Raw genomic sequence first — 17,626 nt, forward strand, 5'->3', positions numbered from 1 at the left:
GGGAAAAAGCCCGCAGTTACGGGGTTTTCCCCGGCAACCAGCCCGACAACGGGAGTGCAACAAAGTCGGCAACGGGGTGGGATTTTCAGAAAGGAAGCTCCATCTGCTCTGTGACCTCCACAAATCCCTCCGGGATTTTTTCGGCTCCGTTGCTGCTGTCCGTTGCCGGGTTATCACGCTCCCAGCCCTTTTGCCTGCCGTATTCCGGGAACATCCGGGGATTGGAAAAGTAGTGCCAGCCTGTGACACAGTGGTTCATAATGTCGTTGACCTCTCGGATTTCCCATTGCTTCGGCTCGTCAAAGGGGTGGTTCAGGGCCTCCTTGTAAAGCTGCTTGGAACACACCATGCTGCCGGTGTAGCGGTCAAGGTAGGCTTGGATCATCCCAGCCTTGGTGTCCTCCGGCATGAAATCCCGCTGGTGTTCTTTGAGATAGCGCACCATTTCGGGGCTGAAAGACAGCTTAAAATCCCCGCTGCGGTAAATGGTCATGGCTTCCACCCATACCTGTTCGATGTAGGCTCTGGAAGCGGCTTCATCGTCCAAAATGTGAACTTCCGCCTGTTCCGGGTACACCATGATCGGCAGGAAGCGCCGGTTGCCAGAACGGTCAAGGGGCAGAAAGTCCAGGGCATTGGAAGTGCCGCCGAACACACATTGCCGCAGCCTGTCCTCCGGGTGGGTTTCGTATGGGATTTTATAGACCTCCTTCTGTCGGCTCAAAAAAGACTTGATTTCCTCAATGCTCTTGGCGTTTGCGGTGGCGATCATCTCCGACATCTCAATAATCCAGTGGCCTTGCAGTTTGCGGTACACATTGTCATCGTCCAGCTTACGAAGGTCATCGGAAAACCACTCGTCTTTCACGGCCAGCAGCCGGAAAAAGGTGGATTTCCCGGCTCCCTGACCGCCCACCAGACAGAGCATGACTTCAAACTTGCAGCCGGGATGAAATGCCCGGTGGATGGCTCCCAGCAGGAACAGCCGCAGGGCTTCATAGGTGTACTGGTCACTGTCGGCTCCTAAAAAGTGGTGCAGACAGGTACGGATACGCTCGGTTCCGTCCCATGAAAGGCCGTTCAGATAGTCCCGGATGGGGTGATAGCCGTTTTCATTGGCAATGATCCCGATGGCGGCGGCAATCTTCTTTTCGCTGGTCAGCCCATAGGTTTCTTCCAGATACAGGAGCAGATAATTCATATCCGTGTCCGTGATGGCGGTGCCGGTACGGTGGTAGCCAATGGGCTTGATGATGTCGGTGCGCTCGGTCAGCAGATTTTTGGCGATTGCCCCGGAAAGGAGCGGGTCATTCTGAAAGACAGTCAGGCAGTTGCGGATACTGTTGCGGACACCGCCTTTCTCGGTGCTTTCCAGCATGGCCTTGACTTCCTCAACGCTCCGGGGCGGCGGTGCTTCTTGCATGGTCTGTTCTGCGGCCTGCCGTATCTCCGGCGGCAAGCTCTGCCATTCGTCTTTCAAGATTCCTCACTTCCTTTCCACAGTCGATGATAAGGGCTGCCCGTTCCTCCATGTCCGGGGAGAGCAGCACATCCAGCAGATAGTCCACATAGTCCTGCTTTTGCAGGGCTTCCACAAACAACGGGTGGAAATCCTCGTCTGGCGATTTAGGGGCATAGTCCCGTTTCCAGCCGCACAGCAGGTTTCGGTAGTCGCACAGCACCCGGAAGCAGTAGCGTTCCATACGGCGGAACCGCTGTTCCAGGGTTTCCTGCCGGGGCTTCCTCTGGCTCCTGTGGGGCAGCTCCTTGTCCTCATAGGGGACGGAAAACTCCTGTGCCAGCATGAGGGCGGCTTCCTTGGGGCTGACAGCTTCCAGACGGGAAACAAAGTCGATCACATCCCCATCTGCCTGACAGCCGAAACAATGGAAGCGCCGGTCAACCTTCATGCTTGGGTTTTTGTCGGCATGGAAGGGACAGACGCACATCCCGTTTGGTGCCACCCGGATTCCGAAATGCTCCGCAGCCTGCCGGGTGGTAACAGACTGCTTGACAGCTTCAAATACATTCAAATAAATCCTCCTGAAAATAAGAAAAGCGCCTGTCATTCTCAAAAAGAAAATGGCAAGCGCCTGTTAAAGTTCCATATCCTGTTTTTTCTCTGTGCGGGGCTGCTGGCGTTTCTCGGCCTGTTCCTCCCGGATACGCTGCGCCCGGCCTTTGACTGCCTGCTGGATGGACGGTTTCTTGCCCGGTTCGGCGGTCTGGCGGTACTGCTCGGACGGAAGCACCTGATTGAGCCAGTGGCGCACATCCCGGAGAATCTTCACATCCTCCTGCACCGCTGACAGACATTCCTTGTACTCGGCCACTTCTCCGGCAAGCTGCGTCCGTTCCGTGGTCAGCTTTTTGGTGCTGTACTTGGTTCCCTCCAAATGCACCTTGAAATAGCGGACAGCAGCATTGTAGGCGTCCTGCTCGTCCCGATGGACGGCGGCAAACTGTTCCTTTGGTTTCTTAAACCGGATGGCGGCATATTCCGCATGAACCGGCTTGTGGGCTTCAAAGATGGCGATATGGGAAAGCAGGGTGTCGATCTCCTTCATGCGCTTTTCCTTCGGCTTCATCTCTGCCCGGATGGAAACGGCCTGCCCGCTGACGGTATCCAGATAGGCGTCAATGCTTTCCACGGTGGACAGCTCTTTTTCCCGCAGATAGCGGATGGCGTCCATAACCTTGTTGAAGTCATTTACAGTGCCTTTGAGCTGGCCTTTGCTCGTCCAGCCGGTGCGCTCCTCCCGGCGCAGTTCCAGATATTTGTCCAGCAGCTCCGGCAGGGTGGGTTCCTTCGCTTCCTGCAAGGCTTCCAGCAGGGCGGCTTTTTTCTCCTTTAGGTCTGCAATCCAGCCTTTCAGGTGGCGCACCATCTGACGGATCGACTGCATGAGCCGGTTGGCGGCGGTAATGTCCCGGTTCAGGTTGCCGATGTTGGTCTGTATCCCTCGTTTCTCCATCTGGCTAACCGCTGGCCCCATGTGGACGGTGGGGATTTTATCAAGTCCCTGCCGTTCATAGGAACGAAGGTCAAGGCGCTCCGGGCGGTCATTGGCTTCCAAATAGCGATTGGTGGTAGCCGCCCAGCCCTGCCGCCATATCTCGCCGTACTTCTGGTCGTTCCAGTCAACGGTGTCCTCCTTGTGGCTTTTCCAGTTCCCTGACGGGAGCCGGATACGCTCGCCGTTCTCGTCAAGGTCATAAACCTTCCGGCTCTTGGGAAGCCATTTGCCGTTTTCGTCCATTGCCCGCATGGTCAGCAGGATGTGGGCGTGGGGATTCCCGTCCCCCTTATCGTGAATGGCAAAATCAGCAATCATGCCTTTGGAAACAAAAAACTCCCGGCAATAGTCCCGGATCAGATCGGCGTGTTGCTCCGGGGGGATTTCCCTCGGTATGGCAAGCACGATTCTTCGGGCAAGCTGGGAGTTCCATTGTTTTTCTATGGCTTCGGCGGCGTTCCACAAAGTGTTGCGATCTGCGTACTCCGGCGGGGCGTGGGGCGGCAGCATGATTTCTGTGTGGACGATCCCTCGTTTCTCGGAATAATATTTCTGCTTCTGGTCGTACTCGGAAAACAGCCGTTCGCCGCTCTGGTAAGCTGCGGCGGCTACGGCTGACTGGCGGTTGCTGCGTTGGACGATTTTTATATCATGGTGGGGACAGGGCATAGCGGTTTCCTCCTTCCTGTGGCTGATTGGATGGGGTGGTGGTTTGCCACCTCATTTTGGGCAAAAGAAAAGCAGGAAACCGTTTCTGATTTCCTGCTCGGTGGTGCCGCCAGTGGGCGGCTGGTATTCAGTTTTGAAAGTTCGGGTCATGGTGGCCCGAAGGTGGATAGTCTACAAATAAAATTTCGTTACTCTGGTAATTCCATTTCATCATTCATTTTAATAAATCCATATTTTTCATATAATGGTCGTCCCATATCAGTTGCTTCTAATGAAATGGCTGTCACACCTTTATTTTTAGCATCTTTGATCAACATGTCTAATGTTTTAATAGCAATGCCCTTCCTCCTGTACTCAGGATTAGTATACATATTCATTATATAAGCCTTATTTCCGCTTGGATTGTGATAAGTCGGCATTACTTGAAAAAAACTAACTCCACCAGCTCCGACAAAACGCTCCTCATCAAAAACTAAATATGCAATGTGAGAACCATCACAAAGTGCCTTTTGGTAATAGTTATAGGACTCTCGTTCTACTTCGCTCATATCGGTATCATCAGATAGTTGGTTAGCTGCCCTTAATACCTCTATTCTTGTTTTAGTTAATATATCTATGTCTTCAAGTTTTGCTCTTTTGTAAATCAAATTCATTTTGTATTCTCTCCCTTGATAACCAGTATGTCAATGGTTTTATTATACTATGGTGGGTCACTTTTGGGAATAGCTTAATTGTAAACCTGCCGGATGGGAACTGCTTGCAGCGCAAGGTGTTCCCAGGCGGCAAGTCCACAAAGGGGTAGCTGGCGTCAGCCAGCGCAGGGGAAGTGTAGCGTCCCCTGTGATGATTGGAAGCAGCCGCAAGTGTGCTGGCAATCATCCGCTTTCCGCAGGAAGCCCCCGGCAGGGCGCAACACACCGGCTCGGCCGGTGTATAGTTGCGCCCTATCCGAGTTCTGGGATAGGTTGCATTATCCGAGATATTCAATTATCCGAGGAGAATCTTAAAAAGTACCGATATGAAAGGCTTTCAGAGATATTTCCTCGGATAATGTAACAACTATTTCAGGAAGTCCGGCAACACATTTTCTTTTTTACGCTCAACAGGTTCTTCTTTTTGATGCGAAAACCATTTTTCATTCCAATCCCTGATATGTCTATTCACAGTTCCCTGCGAAAGCTCAGCATATCGCTCAGTGGTAGAAATAGATGAATGGCCGAGAAAATTTTTAATCGCCACGATCGGAACTCCTGCTTCTAACATATGTGTGGCGGTTGTATGTCTCATGGTATGCGGGGTATAGCGTTTTTCCAGAAACATTCCGGGATGTCCTGCTCTTGCAAGGGCGATATATTTTTTGTAAATCTCTTCAACACAGGAAATGGTCATCTGTGGATGTGTCTGGCTGGAAAAGATATAAGTTTCCAACTGTCCAGCACGTCCAGTTTCTTCCAGATACCGTTTCAAAAGAATCCCACTGGGTTTGGCAATCACAATTCGGCGTGTTTTGTTCCCTTTTCCTGTAATCGTAAGCTTATACAGGTTTTTCTCTACAAAAAAGTCTCTAACCTTAAGGTCACAGATTTCCTGTGCCCTTGCTCCACTGGCGTACATCAAGTTTAAAAGCACCTGATCCCGGAATCCCAGACGTTTTTGGGGATTGGGAAGGTGAAGCAGGACTGAGACTTCATCAAGGGAAAAGGTAATTCTTGGTTGGATAGCTTCCTTTTTAACGGGAGTCCTCCTAACGGCATTGGCAAATACAGTTGCAGCTTCAAAATTTCTGTTTTGTGCGTAGAAAGAAAAAGAAGCGAGCGCCGAAAGCCGGAGATTCCTTGTGGATGCTGAACAGCCCCGTTCCGTTTCTATCCATTTTAAAAATCCGTCAATCGTCTCATAATCCAAGTCCCGGAACAGGATTTCATCGGCATTCTTCTTCTGAACCTGATAAATATACTGAAACAGGAGCCGGAAGGAATGCTTATAGGAGCGGATGGTATTGGGTGAAAGCCCTGATGAGAACGGCATGTATTCTGTAAAAAATTGTTCCAACAGGAGTGTAAATTCGGGGAGTTTATTTTTCCTCATATGCTGCCTCCGTGAACACGCCAGTAGCATAATCCTCAAACAGCCCCATGTACTCAGGGAACATGTCGCCGTTAAATTTTAAGTATTTCTCTGTTTCGTCCATGTCATGATGTCCAAGATAGACAGACAGGAACGGAACAGAGTCGTCCGTAGAGCGTCCGTTCTTTTCCGCTTGCGCAAACGAGTGGATAGCAAAATAATGGCGGAAGCAGTGAAGGCACTGACCTCTGGAATGAGCTTTCCCAGGCACATACAGGCCGGTTTCCATTAACAGATTCCGAAACCGTAAATCAAAAATCCCTTTGCTGGCCGCAGCCCCTTCTTTTACGGGTGAAGGGAACAGATAACTTTCGGGTTCTGCTTTAATGCCCATTGCAATGCAGTATCTTTCCAGCATCTCTGTCAGGGTTTCATTCATCGGGATAGCTCGCTGTTTATTATTTTTGGCATGGCGAATCAGTATGATTCCGCTGGAAAAATTGACATCCTTTACCTTGGCAGTCAGTGGCTCGCCTAAACGGAATCCGCACCCAAGGAGCATCCTCAGCAACATACAGAACTCCATATCCGCCTGTCGGGTTTTTGAGTTTTTATGCCTGTCACACCATTGGTCGGCACTGGATAAAAGTATCTGTATTTCTTCCTCCGAAAAAACATATGGCATGTAGCTGTCTGATGTTTTTGGACAGTCTGGCATAAAAACAACGTATCCCTTGTACTGAAGATATCTTAAAAATTTACGGAGATAACTCACCTTGTCACTGACGGTCTTGGGTGCATTGGCCTGATGGAGTCTCTTGATCCATTGGTTTACAATCGCTTCCGAGATTTCTCCAGTGTTTTCTTTTGCCAACAGGGAATCGAACGTAAGCAATACGCTGCGTGTGTTCCGCAAGGTATCGTTGCTGATTGTCCCTTGATTGGTTTCGATGTAGTCTGCAAAATCTTGTTTAAAAATGCTTCGGAACTCTTTCATGACAGACTCCACCTCCCCTCTAAGAATTCGGCAAATATACCGGTCGCTTCCATGACCGGGAGGGCATACCCACGGAGTTGCTCCATATCTAATCTGGCATAAGAACGGATGGCATTCTGGTCTGTATGTCCAAGGATTTTTCTTACCGCTTCATAAGGGATGTTGTCATTGATCATGGAACTGGCAAGGGATGACCGAAAGGCATGTGCCCCCTGTTTGCGCCCGCCCGGTTCAATCCCGGCTACGGCAATGGCTGTCCTGGCAATCTTAGCGATTGCCTGCACGGAGATATGGCCGTAGGGAGGAACAATGCGGAGAAATACATATGGACTGTCATAGGCAGTACGTTCTTCCTGTAAATACCGCTCCAGTGCAACCTTTACGTCAGAAACCATTGGGAATTCAATGAAAACGCCTGTTTTGTGCTGTGTAAGCCGGATTAGATTCCTTTCAAAATCTAGGCATTCAAGCGTCATGGATGAAATGTCCCCACTCCGGATCCCCAGCCGTGTTGCAAGGAGCAATGCTGCATAATCCCGCTTTCCGTGTGGAGAACTCTGATCAACGCTGTTTTCAATTTTTTGGATTTCCTCTGCCGTGTAAACAGACGGATAAGGTTGCGGTATTTTGAAAAGAGGGACGATACCACTGTAATCCCTGTCTGTATTGCCGGATTGATACGCATACCGAAGGAATGTGCGGATATGCGAGAGATACCATCTGCTGCTGATTTTCAGGCAGGCGATACCTACATTTTGTGCATTCATTTCCTGCGGTTTCAAACAGCCTGTCTCTGTCATAGCGAATAAAAAGTAGTGGCCAATCTTGTCGTGAAGATGTATGGTACTTTCCTGCAAACCCTTGCGACGTCCCTCTTCAAGATAACCCTGCAGGAAGGCATCCATTTCCGGATTCAGTTCCTGATAGCTGCATGATGTTGAATTGTTTTCATTTGTCTGTTGATTCATGTTAAAACCTCCTGTTTCTTTGGTGGTTTTAACTGTAGCATATGAGTAAAACATTATCCGAGGAAATATCTCTGAAAGCCTTTCATATCGGCACTTTTTAAGATTCTCCTCGGATAATTGAATATCTCGGATAATGCGCCCTATCCGAGTTCTGGGATAGGTTGCAATTATACACCGTTCCGGTGAAATTGCGGTCTTGCAGACGGCTCGATGAAATCGAAGCTGGCGTTTGTGCGCCAGCCCGATTCCATCCCAAGGAAAACTGCATTTTCCTTGCGCTGCTCCGCAGCTATCCTTTCCTCTTGGATACGGCACGGGATTTCTTGATTGATTCAATGAATAGTGCTAAACTTGATGTCAGAATAACGATAGAAGGAAAGGATTTTGCCATGATTGAAGATTTTGTTCAAACGCTTGTGAATCTTATGATTGATGCAGGAACAGATGAAACAATAAAACACCTAAAGGATTCTTGTGAAAAACAGCAAGTTGAGAAAAAAATCATCAAATATCTTAATCAGCAGAAAAAATATAACGGATTATACTCAGTTGCTGAGGAGTACGATTTTGCCGGGATTTGTAACTATCTCAAGGAGAATTCTTTTCAAAAGGTTCTCGATGCAATTTCGGGCACTGACAGCCAACGCAAAGCGGCGCGCTCAGAACTATATACCGGCGCATATCACGCTGCGCACGCAGAAACGGCCCAGTCTAAAGAAAAAGTCAGGAGACTCGTTTCTGAAACAGTTGACATACTTCGAGAAATTCAACACAGCAAAATTTTATTGAGCGACCGTGTTATGCAGGCTGAGATAGTAGATGATGTGAACGCTCATACGGATAAAGCTATCGAAGCATTAGCTAAGAAGGCTCAAGAAAACAATCAATCTCCTTTTTCACCTGAAAATGTAAATAAGCTTGGTTCAAATCATGAGTATGAAAAGTTAAATACGCTTTCAAAACAATTTCAAAATCAACTAGGGACACAACATCCATTGTATCCATATTATCAATTTACTCCATCTCAAGAATATGCGGGGAATTTAGTGAGCTCACCATTAAGAGATGATGCAAGAAAAAAATACCCACCTCGTTTTGTGCTCAATGGTATTGCTAAAATTGGCGATGACCAAATTAGTGAGTTATCTCCTGAAATTATAGAATATGCAAATCGACATCAGCTTTTAATTTCGCTTGAGATTCATTCAGCAATAAAGTATTTGGGCGAAGAAAAAGATCCGATGCAAATAGAAGCAGAATCGTTAATTGGAACGACAATTATCAAGAAACCGCGTGAATTTCCGGAGCCGAGACTATTTTCTATTAGAATAGATGGTGACCCGATTTTTGACTATATAGAATTAGGTGCAATCGAAATACTCGAGGATGATTCTATTGTTTTAACGAACGAAAAACAACTGTCGCCGCTACTTAAGGTCAGGCTGGTTCTTAATGCAAAGACAAATAGCGCAAGCATATCAATGGAAGTCGCAGATCAATCAAGTGAAACACATCTGAGATACGTTTCACTGATGAAAGCGGTATCCGAAGGTAAAAATATTTCGCTTTATGATTTGAAGAACAATACTACTTTTCTCAGTGGGGTTTTAAAAGGTTGTGATTATAAAAGTAGGTTCGCCAATATAGATGACGAATTGGATTTTTTAAAGCGTATTTGTGAGATTGAAAAATATTTTTCTGTCAAGCTAAAAATTCCGGATAGCTTTACAAGGAACGACTATAAATTGGTTTTCTATTTGAGCGATTTGATACGTGGCGAAAGAGTAAAGCGGAATATAGGCACAATCGAATGCACGGCAATAGTTGGAGATGAGATTAAAAAAACAGTTATGGAAAGAGAAAGAGAAACGGAAGATTTAGTCCATGTTGGTCCGAGCAGGGTGACTATATTTGATCACGCATTTGATATTCAAATTGTTCGAGAATTGAAAAATGTTCGCTTCATGCAAATTGATAAGATAAAGGCGCTTCTTAACATACTGGATAATGGAGATACCTTCCCATTAAAGCTAGAATTGGTTACGAAAGAGTGCTATGAAAGTTTACCATCAGAAGGGCTTCTAGCGTTACTCGATAAATTAAATATGAACTGAATGATATAATTTACTGTCCGACCGTTCATCAAGAGCAATCTTGCTGGGCGGTCTTTTTGTTTGGAGGTGATGCCTATTCCGTGTCCGCATTTCAAAATTACCATCGTCAAGCGCAGCCAAGGACAGTCCGCTGTTGCCGGGGCCGCTTACCAGAGCGGCGAACGGCTGTTCAGCGAGTACGACCAGAAAACAAAATTCTACAACAAGAAGAAAGAACTTGTTCATGCTGAGATCATGCTACCGTCCCATGCGCCGCCCGGATTTGCAGACCGGGCAACCCTCTGGAACGCTGTGGAAGCCGTGGAGAACCAATGGAACTCCCAGCTTGCCCGGCGTATCGTGCTGGCGTTCCCGGTGGAGGTGCCGAAGGAACAGTATCTTTCCATGCTCAAAGAATTTTGCAACGAGCAGTTTGTTTCCAAAGGCATGATTGCTGACTTTGCCATCCACGACAAGGGAGATGGAAACCCACACGCCCACATTCTGCTGACGCTCCGAGCGATGGACGAACACGGCAGGTGGCTTCCAAAAGCCCGAAAGGTTTACGACCTTGACGAGAACGGCGAGCGCATCCAGCTCCCTTCTGGGAACTGGAAGTGCCACAAGGAAAACACCGTGGACTGGAACGACCAGAAGTACGCTGAGGTCTGGCGGCATAGCTGGGAAACCATTACCAACCGCTATCTGGAAGCCGCTGGCAGACCGGAACGTGTTGACCTGCGCTCCTTTGAGCGGCAGGGCATCCAGCAGATACCGACTGTGCATCTCGGCCCCGCCGCACACCAGATGGAAAAGCGTGGAGTGGAAACCTTTCTCGGAAACCTGAACCGGGACATTCGTGCAGCCAACAGCCTGATGCAGTCTATCCGCAGTGCAATCCGTGGGCTGCAACGCTGGATTGCAGACCTGAATGAGAAGAAGCAGCTTCTTCTGGACGCACTGGAAAAGGCGAAGGAGCCCACGCTGTCCGACCTGCTGGTGGACTACTTCAATCTCCGCAACGAGCAGCGCAGCGATTGGTCTGGCAAGGCAAAACTGAAATGCACTGTCCGGGACTTTGAGGAGATTCGGCAGGCGGTGGACTACCTGAAAGCCCATTCCCTGAACACCATCGAGGATTTGGACACCGCAATTTCTAATCTGAACCAGACCGCCGCTCCTCTTCGCAAGCAGTTGAAGCAGAACGAAAACCGTATGCGGGCAATCGCCCAGATAAAAGATGCTGCCGCCGTTCATGCCAAGCTGAAGCCAATCCATGATACCTTTATGAAGAAGAACTTCAAGCTGACCAAGGACGCTTACGCTGCCCAGCACAAGGAAGAACTGGACACTTTTAATAAAACTGTCCGCACCCTGATGAAGTTGAACGGCAGCACAGCGGTGGATTTTTCGGCATTGGATGCCGAATTTTCTGCGCTGCAATCCGGCAGCGCAGAGCTGCGCACCCAACTGGAAACCTTGCAGCCGGATGTCTCTGCCCTGAAAAATATCCGCAAGTATATCGACATGGTGCTGAATAAGCAGCAGCTTTCCGTACCGGGCGGCAAGACCCCGGAAAAGGAATCGGTGCTGAAAAAGTTGGAAGAAGCCAAGGCGGCGCAATCCCAGAAGAAGGCCGAGCAAAAAAATCAAACACAGGAGCTTTAAGGAGGAAGTAGCATGACCTACACCCAAGCCCAGATCGACAAAGCCAATGCGGTGGATCTGGAAAAATTTCTCCGGGCACAGGGCGAAACGCTGGTGCGCAGCGGAAAAGAATACCGCTGGAAAGCCCACGACAGCCTGACCGTCTGCGGAAACAAATGGTTTCGGCACAGCCAGAGCAGGGGCGGCTTTCCTGTGGATTTCGTGATGGAATTTTACGGCAAGTCCTTCCCCGAAGCGGTGCAGATGCTGACCGGAGAGCCGGGCGAAGCCCAGCCGGAGGCTGACCCCGCCCCCTCTCCGGCGTTTCGTCTGCCACTGCGGAACGTCACCAATGCCAACATCCTGAACTATCTGACACAGGAGCGGAAACTCAGCCCCTCGTTGGTGAATTTCTTCATCGCTGCCGGAGATATTTACGAGGATTCCTCCCACCACAACGTGGTCTTTGTGGGGCGGGATGCAGACGGGCATCCCCGCTACGCAAGCAGCCGTGGGATTCAGGAGAAGTTTCGGCAGGATGCAGCCGGTGCAGAAAAGGCGTTTGGCTTTGCCCATCGTGGCACCGACAAACAGTTGCTGGTCTTTGAAGCGCCCATCGACCTGCTGTCTTTCATCGAACTGTTCCCGAAAAATTGGCAGCAACACAATTATCTGTCGCTGGGCGGGGTGTCGGGCAAGGCGCTGCGGCAGTTTCTCTCAGAACGCCCGGACGTGGAGCGGGTGTTCCTTTGTCTGGATGCAGACAAAGCCGGAGAGGATGCCTGCAAGCGTCTGGCTGCTCTGCTGCCGGACACCGTGAGTGTGACCCGCATTCAGCCCTGCATGAAAGACTGGAACGATGTTCTGGTGCACCGGGCAGAGATTCCGAACCGCAATTATTTCAAAAGCATCGTGCTGAAAGAGCCGTCAAAACCGGAAACGGTGAAAATTATCCGCATGAGCGATGTGGAGCTGACCCCGGTGGAATGGCTCTGGAAACCGTATCTGCCTTTTGGAAAACTCAGTGTGCTGCAAGGCAATCCGGGCGAGGGCAAGACCTACTTTGCCATGCATCTTGCCGCTGCCTGCACCAATGGAAAGCTGCTGCCCAACATGGAGCGTATGGAACCCTTCAACGTGATCTACCAGACCGCAGAGGACGGTCTGGGCGATACGGTCAAGCCTCGCCTGATCGAAGCCGGTGCAGACCTTGACCGGGTGCTGGTCATTGATGATAGCGATGTGCAACTGACGCTCTCCGATGAACGAATTGAAAAAGCCATTGTCGAGAACAACGCCCGACTGGTCATCATCGACCCGATCCAGGCGTATCTCGGTGCCGACGTGGACATGAACCGGGCGAACGAAGTGCGCCCCATCTTCATGCGGCTGGGACAGGTAGCGCAGCGAACAGGCTGCGCTATTTTGTTGATTGGGCACCTGAACAAAGCCGCTGGAATGCAGAGCCTGCAACGGGGTCTCGGCTCCATCGACATCGCCGCCGCCGTCCGCAGCGTTATGTTCATCGGCAAGCTGAAGCACGACCCGACCATGCGCATCCTGACCCATGAAAAAAGCTCCCTTGCCCCGCCGGGAGCGTCACTGGCGTTCTCTCTGGGGGACGAGGGTGGCTTCCGCTGGGTCGGCGAGTACGACATTACCGCAGACGAGATGCTGTCCGGCATCGAGCCGCAGCGGGAAACCAAGACCCAGCAAGCCAAAGACCTGATCTGCACCCTGCTTGCCGGAGGAAAGCAGGTGCTCAGCGAGGACATCGACAAGGCGGCTCTGGAAAGGGGCATCCCCGGTCGAACCGTCCGGGATGCAAAACGGGAACTGGGTGATGCCCTGAAAAGCAAGATCGTGGAAGGCCGCAAAAAGGTCTTTTGGATGGAATAAGCCATTTGACTGGCAGAAAATTTTGGCTGGCAAGAAAATCATGGTACACCCACAGTTGCCAGTCTGCCAGCCAAATTCAGAAAATGACGATAAAAGGAGAAAATCAATGGAAAATCAGAATTCGAGTTATTCGGTGCAGATTGGTAAAACCACCTTTATTGTGTGCGTGAAGCAGTCCGAAACCGCCAAAAAGCCGATTGAAAAGATGTTCAAGGATATGTGCAGACACGAAATTACAAGGGCTTCCTTGCGGACAACCTGATGAATTTAGAAAAATTACCGAAAACCTCTTGACGAAGTCCAGCCCGAGGGTACCGGCTACCGTGCCCGCACCCGGTTCGCCAAGTTCTTCAACCTCCCGGAGCTGATGTCCATGTTCAAAGAAGTGGCCGACATCAAAACCAGTGACCAGCTTCATCTGCCGGTGCCCGAAGCAAAGTTTGAGACCGTGGTGGCGAAACCCTCGGAGATCCAAAAAGAAATGGTGCAGGAACTGAGCAAGCGTGCGGCAGAAATCCACTCCGGCACCGTGGATGCATCCGTGGACAATATGCTCTGTGTCACCAACGACGGCAGAAAGATCGGCTTGGATGTGCGCCTAATGAACCCCATGCTGCCGGATGACCCCAACAGCAAATTGAACGTATGCGTTCAAAATGTGTTGAAAATCTGGGAGGAGGGTAAAGAACAGAAGTTGACCCAACTTTTGTTCTGCGACCTCTCCACCCCGAAAAATGACGGCAACTTCAATGTCTACGATGACATTTGCAAGAAGTTGGTTGCCGCCGGTGTGCCGGAGAATGAGATCGAGTTTATCCACAACGCCGACACCGAAGCGAAAAAGGCGGCATTGTTCTCCAAAGTGCGCTCCGGCGATGTGCGAGTTTTGCTCGGAAGCACGGCGAAAATGGGAGCGGGCACCAACGTCCAGTCCCGACTTGTGGCGGTGCATCATCTGGATGTTGGCTGGAAGCCCAGCGACATGACCCAACGCAATGGTCGCATCATCCGGCAGGGCAATTTGAATAAGGAAGTCAAGGTGTTCAATTACGTCACGGAAGGGACATTTGACAGCTACCTCTTTCAGACCCTTGAAAATAAACAGCGATTTATCAGCCAAATTATGACTTCCAAATCTCCAGTGCGCTCCTGCGAGGACGTAGACGAACAGGCACTTTCTTATGCGGAGATCAAAGCATTGTGTGCTGGAAATCCGTTGATTAAAGAAAAAATGGATTTGGACGTGCAGGTGGCAAAGCTGAAGGTGCTGAAAGCCGACCACCAGAGCCAGAAATTCCGCTTGCAGGACAAGCTGCTGACTAAATTCCCGGCAGACATTCAGGAAACGAACGCCTATATTGCCGGGCTGAAAGCGGATGCACAGCTTGCCGCCACCCACCCGCAGGGCAAAGAAGAGTTCTGCGGCATGGTCATCAAGGGCGTGACCTACGACGAGAAAAAGACCGCCGGTGAGCGACTGGTCCTCGCTTGTTCCGAACTGCCCAACGCCGAGGAAAAAGTCATCGGCAGTTACCGGGGCTTTGAACTGTCCCTGCGGTTTGATACCTTCCGCAGCGAGTATCAGGCTATTTTGAAGGGTCAGCGGAGGTACCCGGTAGCACTGGGCACCGACCCGCTGGGCAACATTATCCGTCTGGATAATTCGCTGAACAACTTCCCGGAGCGCATTAACTCTGCTGAGAATGAACTAGCCACCTTGCATCAGCAGCAGGCGGCGGCGCAGATTGAGGTGGAAAAGCCCTTCCCGCAGGAAGAAGAACTGGCTGAAAAGTCAGCCCGCCTTGCAGAGCTGAACGCCCAGTTGGATGTGGACGAAAAGAGCCATGAGCCGGAACAGGATGAGGAAGAACAGGAGGATGCACCTCGCCGCCCCTCGGTGCTGGCAGCGCTGGAAGAAAAGTCGGACAAGCCGGAGCCGGTGAAGCCCTTCCGCAGTTATTACGACAAGGATGGTGATGCACGATGAAAGAGAAGCGGGATGAAATCATCATCCTGCGCCTGACCAAAACAGAGAAGAACCGCATTTATGAAAAGATGCTGGGCATGGGCATCCGCAGCCTGAGTGCCTATATCCGCAAGATGGCACTGGACGGCTACTGCCTGAACCTTGACCTGCCGCAACTGCGGCGCATGGCGTATCTTTTGCAGATGTGCAGCAACAATCTGAACCAGTACGCCAAACGTGCCAATGAGAGCGGCAAAATCTACGCCACCGACATGGAGGACCTGCGGCAGCGGCTGGACGAGCTGATCGACATTGGTCGGCAGATTCTTTCCCGGCTGGCAGAACTCTAAAATTTTTTCCCGCAGTTGGAGGACTGCGGGGCTACATAAGGGTTGACATCCTTGCAAAGCGGTGGTTGCCACCTTTATAATAGGGGTGAAAGAAAGGCAGGTGCTAGATATGAGGTTCGTTTTTAAGATGATCGTTTTCCCGTTTTGGCTGCTTACGGCTTTCCTTGCGCTGATGCTGAAATGGACGCTGAACCTGTCGGCGTTTGTGCTGGCGCTGCCCATGCTGTATATTTTCGGCTGCGGTCTTTATACGCTGTACTGCCGGGAGTGGATGCAGTTTTTGATTTTGCTGGTGGCAGAGTTTGGCTGCTTCCTGCTCATCACCGCCGGAACGGTCATTGTGGAAGCCGTGGAATGGTTCAGTGGCTGGATTGCAGAATTATAAAATTTTTATGCCGCCATTGTGCGGCATTTTCTTTTTGCCGGGAGGTGGTAGAATTGGCTGCAACACGTTTGATCGCGCTGCACAAAAACAAGGGCAAGTCGGTTGCGGCCTGCCTGAAAAGCCGCACGGACTATGCGCAGAATCCTGACAAAACGAACAAGGGAGAGTTGGTCAGCAGCTATGAGTGCAGCCCCTTGACCGCAGACGAAGAATTTATGCTCTCCAAACGCCAGTATGAACTGATGACTGGGCGCAGACAAAAAAATGATGTGATCGCTTATCAGATTCGACAGTCCTTCAAGCCCGGTGAGATCACCGCCGAGGAAGCCAATAAGGTGGGCTACGAACTAGCAATGCGCTTTACCAAGGGCAAACACGCCTTTGTGGTGGCAACGCACACGGACCAGCAGCACATCCACAACCATGTGATCTTCAACTCCACAGCATTGGATGGCACCAGAAAATTCCGGGATTTTTTCTTTTCGGCGTTGGCAGTGCAGCGGTTGAGCGACTTGATCTGTCTGGAGCATCAGCTCTCTGTCATTGAAATAAAGCCCTACCGAAAACGGCAGAAACGTACCCTCTATCCACCCAAAGAAAGCAATCGTGATAGGCTGTGTGGCATCATCGACAGCATCATTGCAGAAAAGCCCAAGGATTACGAAGATTTTCTGCAAAAACTGGAACAGCAAGGTTATGAGGTCAAGCGTGGAAAATACACCTCCGTCAAGGGCGCACGGCAAAAACGGTTCATACGCTTCAAAACACTGGGGGCTGGGTACAGCGAGGATGAACTGCAAGCGGTGATTGCGGGAAAAACTGAACACCATCCACGTCAAATACAGCCGCTCCAAGAGCCGCCGTTCCAATTTCTGGTTGACATTCAGGCAAAGCTGGCCGAGGGAAAAAGCGAAGGCTATGCACGATGGGCGAAAAAATACAATTTGAAAGAAATGTCCAAGACGCTGATTTTCTTGCAGGAGAACAAAATCGGAAGCATTGAGGAAATGCAGGACCGTGTGGATGCCGCAACTGCTTGCTATCACGAACTGGGCGATTCCATCAAGGCGGCGGAAACGAGGTTGGCCGAAATCGCTGTCCTGAAAACCCACATCATCAACTATGCCAAGACCCGCCCAGCCTATGATGCCTACCGCAAGTCAGGGTACAGTAAAAAGTTTTTGGAAGCCCACCGGGAGGAGATCACCCTGCACAAGGCAGCGAAAGCTGCCTTTGACGAAGCCGGGATGAAAAAGCTGCCAAAGGTCAAGGAGTTGGATACAGAATACGCCGAACTGCTGATCAAGAAGAAAGCAGCCTATCCAGACTATCGCAAAGCACGGGACGAGATGCAGGAGTTGATGAAAGCACAGAAAAATGTGGAGTTGTTCTTTGCGGAGGACAAGAGCAATCTCCGACCGCAGCATACCCGATAAGCGAATACCGCCGAGGACTCTTCCCATTGTGGAGGTGTCCTCGGCGGCTTTTTTGTATATAGGGCAGCAATTCTTGACCGTTTTTTGTGAAGGTGATGAGTTACGAGATAGAGCACAGCTTTCTCCGCAATG

General features: G+C 50.2%; 15 protein-coding genes. 8 read left to right on the forward strand and 7 right to left on the reverse strand.

From position 1 onward, the window contains the following. Positions 1-85 precede the first annotated feature (85 nt). From F3G95_RS08890 to F3G95_RS08920, 7 genes are all read right to left on the reverse strand, one after another. Positions 86-1,423: a virulence-associated E family protein gene (locus F3G95_RS08890; RefSeq protein ID WP_173877404.1), complete on the reverse strand. Its 1,338-nt coding sequence runs from the start codon at positions 1,421-1,423 to the stop codon at positions 86-88. After that, positions 1,392-2,033 (reverse strand): CHC2 zinc finger domain-containing protein, encoded by a 642-nt coding sequence (locus F3G95_RS08895; RefSeq protein WP_173877403.1) that lies wholly within the window; start codon positions 2,031-2,033, stop codon positions 1,392-1,394. The genes F3G95_RS08890 and F3G95_RS08895 overlap by 32 nt, the downstream gene beginning before the upstream one ends. 63 nt (positions 2,034-2,096) lie before the next feature. Further along, positions 2,097-3,686: a MobQ family relaxase gene (mobQ, locus tag F3G95_RS08900; RefSeq protein ID WP_149794647.1), complete on the reverse strand. Its 1,590-nt coding sequence runs from the start codon at positions 3,684-3,686 to the stop codon at positions 2,097-2,099. Positions 3,687-3,874: 188 nt separating this feature from the next. Continuing rightward, positions 3,875-4,339 (reverse strand): GNAT family N-acetyltransferase, encoded by a 465-nt coding sequence (locus F3G95_RS08905; protein WP_149794648.1) that lies wholly within the window; start codon positions 4,337-4,339, stop codon positions 3,875-3,877. A gap of 406 nt (positions 4,340-4,745) precedes the next feature. Next, entirely contained in the window at positions 4,746-5,774 is a 1,029-nt protein-coding gene (locus F3G95_RS08910) for a tyrosine-type recombinase/integrase (RefSeq protein ID WP_002583487.1), read from the reverse strand. Beyond that, the gene (locus F3G95_RS08915) at positions 5,761-6,750 is read right to left on the reverse strand and encodes a tyrosine-type recombinase/integrase (protein ID WP_149794649.1); all 990 of its coding nucleotides are present in this window, start codon (positions 6,748-6,750) and stop codon (positions 5,761-5,763) included. Before F3G95_RS08915 ends, F3G95_RS08910 begins: the two co-directional genes overlap by 14 nt. After that, positions 6,747-7,718: a tyrosine-type recombinase/integrase gene (locus F3G95_RS08920; protein WP_002583485.1), complete on the reverse strand. Its 972-nt coding sequence runs from the start codon at positions 7,716-7,718 to the stop codon at positions 6,747-6,749. The genes F3G95_RS08915 and F3G95_RS08920 overlap by 4 nt, the downstream gene beginning before the upstream one ends. Before the next feature lie 389 nt (positions 7,719-8,107). On the opposite strand from F3G95_RS08920, the gene F3G95_RS08925 reads away from it, so the two are divergent. From F3G95_RS08925 to F3G95_RS08960, 8 genes are all read left to right on the forward strand, one after another. Next, the gene (locus tag F3G95_RS08925) at positions 8,108-9,832 is read left to right on the forward strand and encodes a hypothetical protein (protein WP_188117537.1); all 1,725 of its coding nucleotides are present in this window, start codon (positions 8,108-8,110) and stop codon (positions 9,830-9,832) included. A 75-nt stretch (positions 9,833-9,907) separates the two neighbouring features. Then, positions 9,908-11,479 carry a MobQ family relaxase gene (gene mobQ / locus F3G95_RS08930; RefSeq protein ID WP_347562909.1) on the forward strand — a complete coding sequence of 524 codons (1,572 nt, stop codon included), beginning with the start codon at positions 9,908-9,910 and terminating at the stop codon, positions 11,477-11,479. A gap of 12 nt (positions 11,480-11,491) precedes the next feature. Beyond that, positions 11,492-13,357, forward strand: coding sequence for an AAA family ATPase (locus F3G95_RS08935; protein ID WP_149794652.1), 1,866 nt, complete (start codon positions 11,492-11,494; stop codon positions 13,355-13,357). 106 nt (positions 13,358-13,463) lie between these two features. Beyond that, the gene (locus F3G95_RS08940) at positions 13,464-13,619 is read left to right on the forward strand and encodes a transposon-encoded TnpW family protein (protein WP_117532921.1); all 156 of its coding nucleotides are present in this window, start codon (positions 13,464-13,466) and stop codon (positions 13,617-13,619) included. A 111-nt stretch (positions 13,620-13,730) separates the two neighbouring features. Continuing rightward, the gene (locus F3G95_RS08945) at positions 13,731-15,344 is read left to right on the forward strand and encodes a helicase C-terminal domain-containing protein (protein ID WP_243130339.1); all 1,614 of its coding nucleotides are present in this window, start codon (positions 13,731-13,733) and stop codon (positions 15,342-15,344) included. Further along, positions 15,341-15,673: a plasmid mobilization relaxosome protein MobC gene (gene mobC / locus F3G95_RS08950; protein ID WP_149794654.1), complete on the forward strand. Its 333-nt coding sequence runs from the start codon at positions 15,341-15,343 to the stop codon at positions 15,671-15,673. Before F3G95_RS08945 ends, mobC begins: the two co-directional genes overlap by 4 nt. Before the next feature lie 109 nt (positions 15,674-15,782). Beyond that, positions 15,783-16,058, forward strand: a complete 276-nt coding sequence (locus F3G95_RS08955; protein ID WP_117476075.1) for a hypothetical protein — start codon at positions 15,783-15,785, stop codon at positions 16,056-16,058. A 53-nt stretch (positions 16,059-16,111) separates the two neighbouring features. Further along, positions 16,112-17,494: a relaxase/mobilization nuclease domain-containing protein gene (locus tag F3G95_RS08960; protein WP_149794655.1), complete on the forward strand. Its 1,383-nt coding sequence runs from the start codon at positions 16,112-16,114 to the stop codon at positions 17,492-17,494. Positions 17,495-17,626: the final 132 nt, after the last annotated feature.

The organism is Faecalibacterium sp. Marseille-P9312 (assembly GCF_902497445.1).
In the GTDB taxonomy this organism is placed as follows: Bacteria; Bacillota; Clostridia; order Oscillospirales; family Ruminococcaceae; genus Faecalibacterium; species Faecalibacterium longum.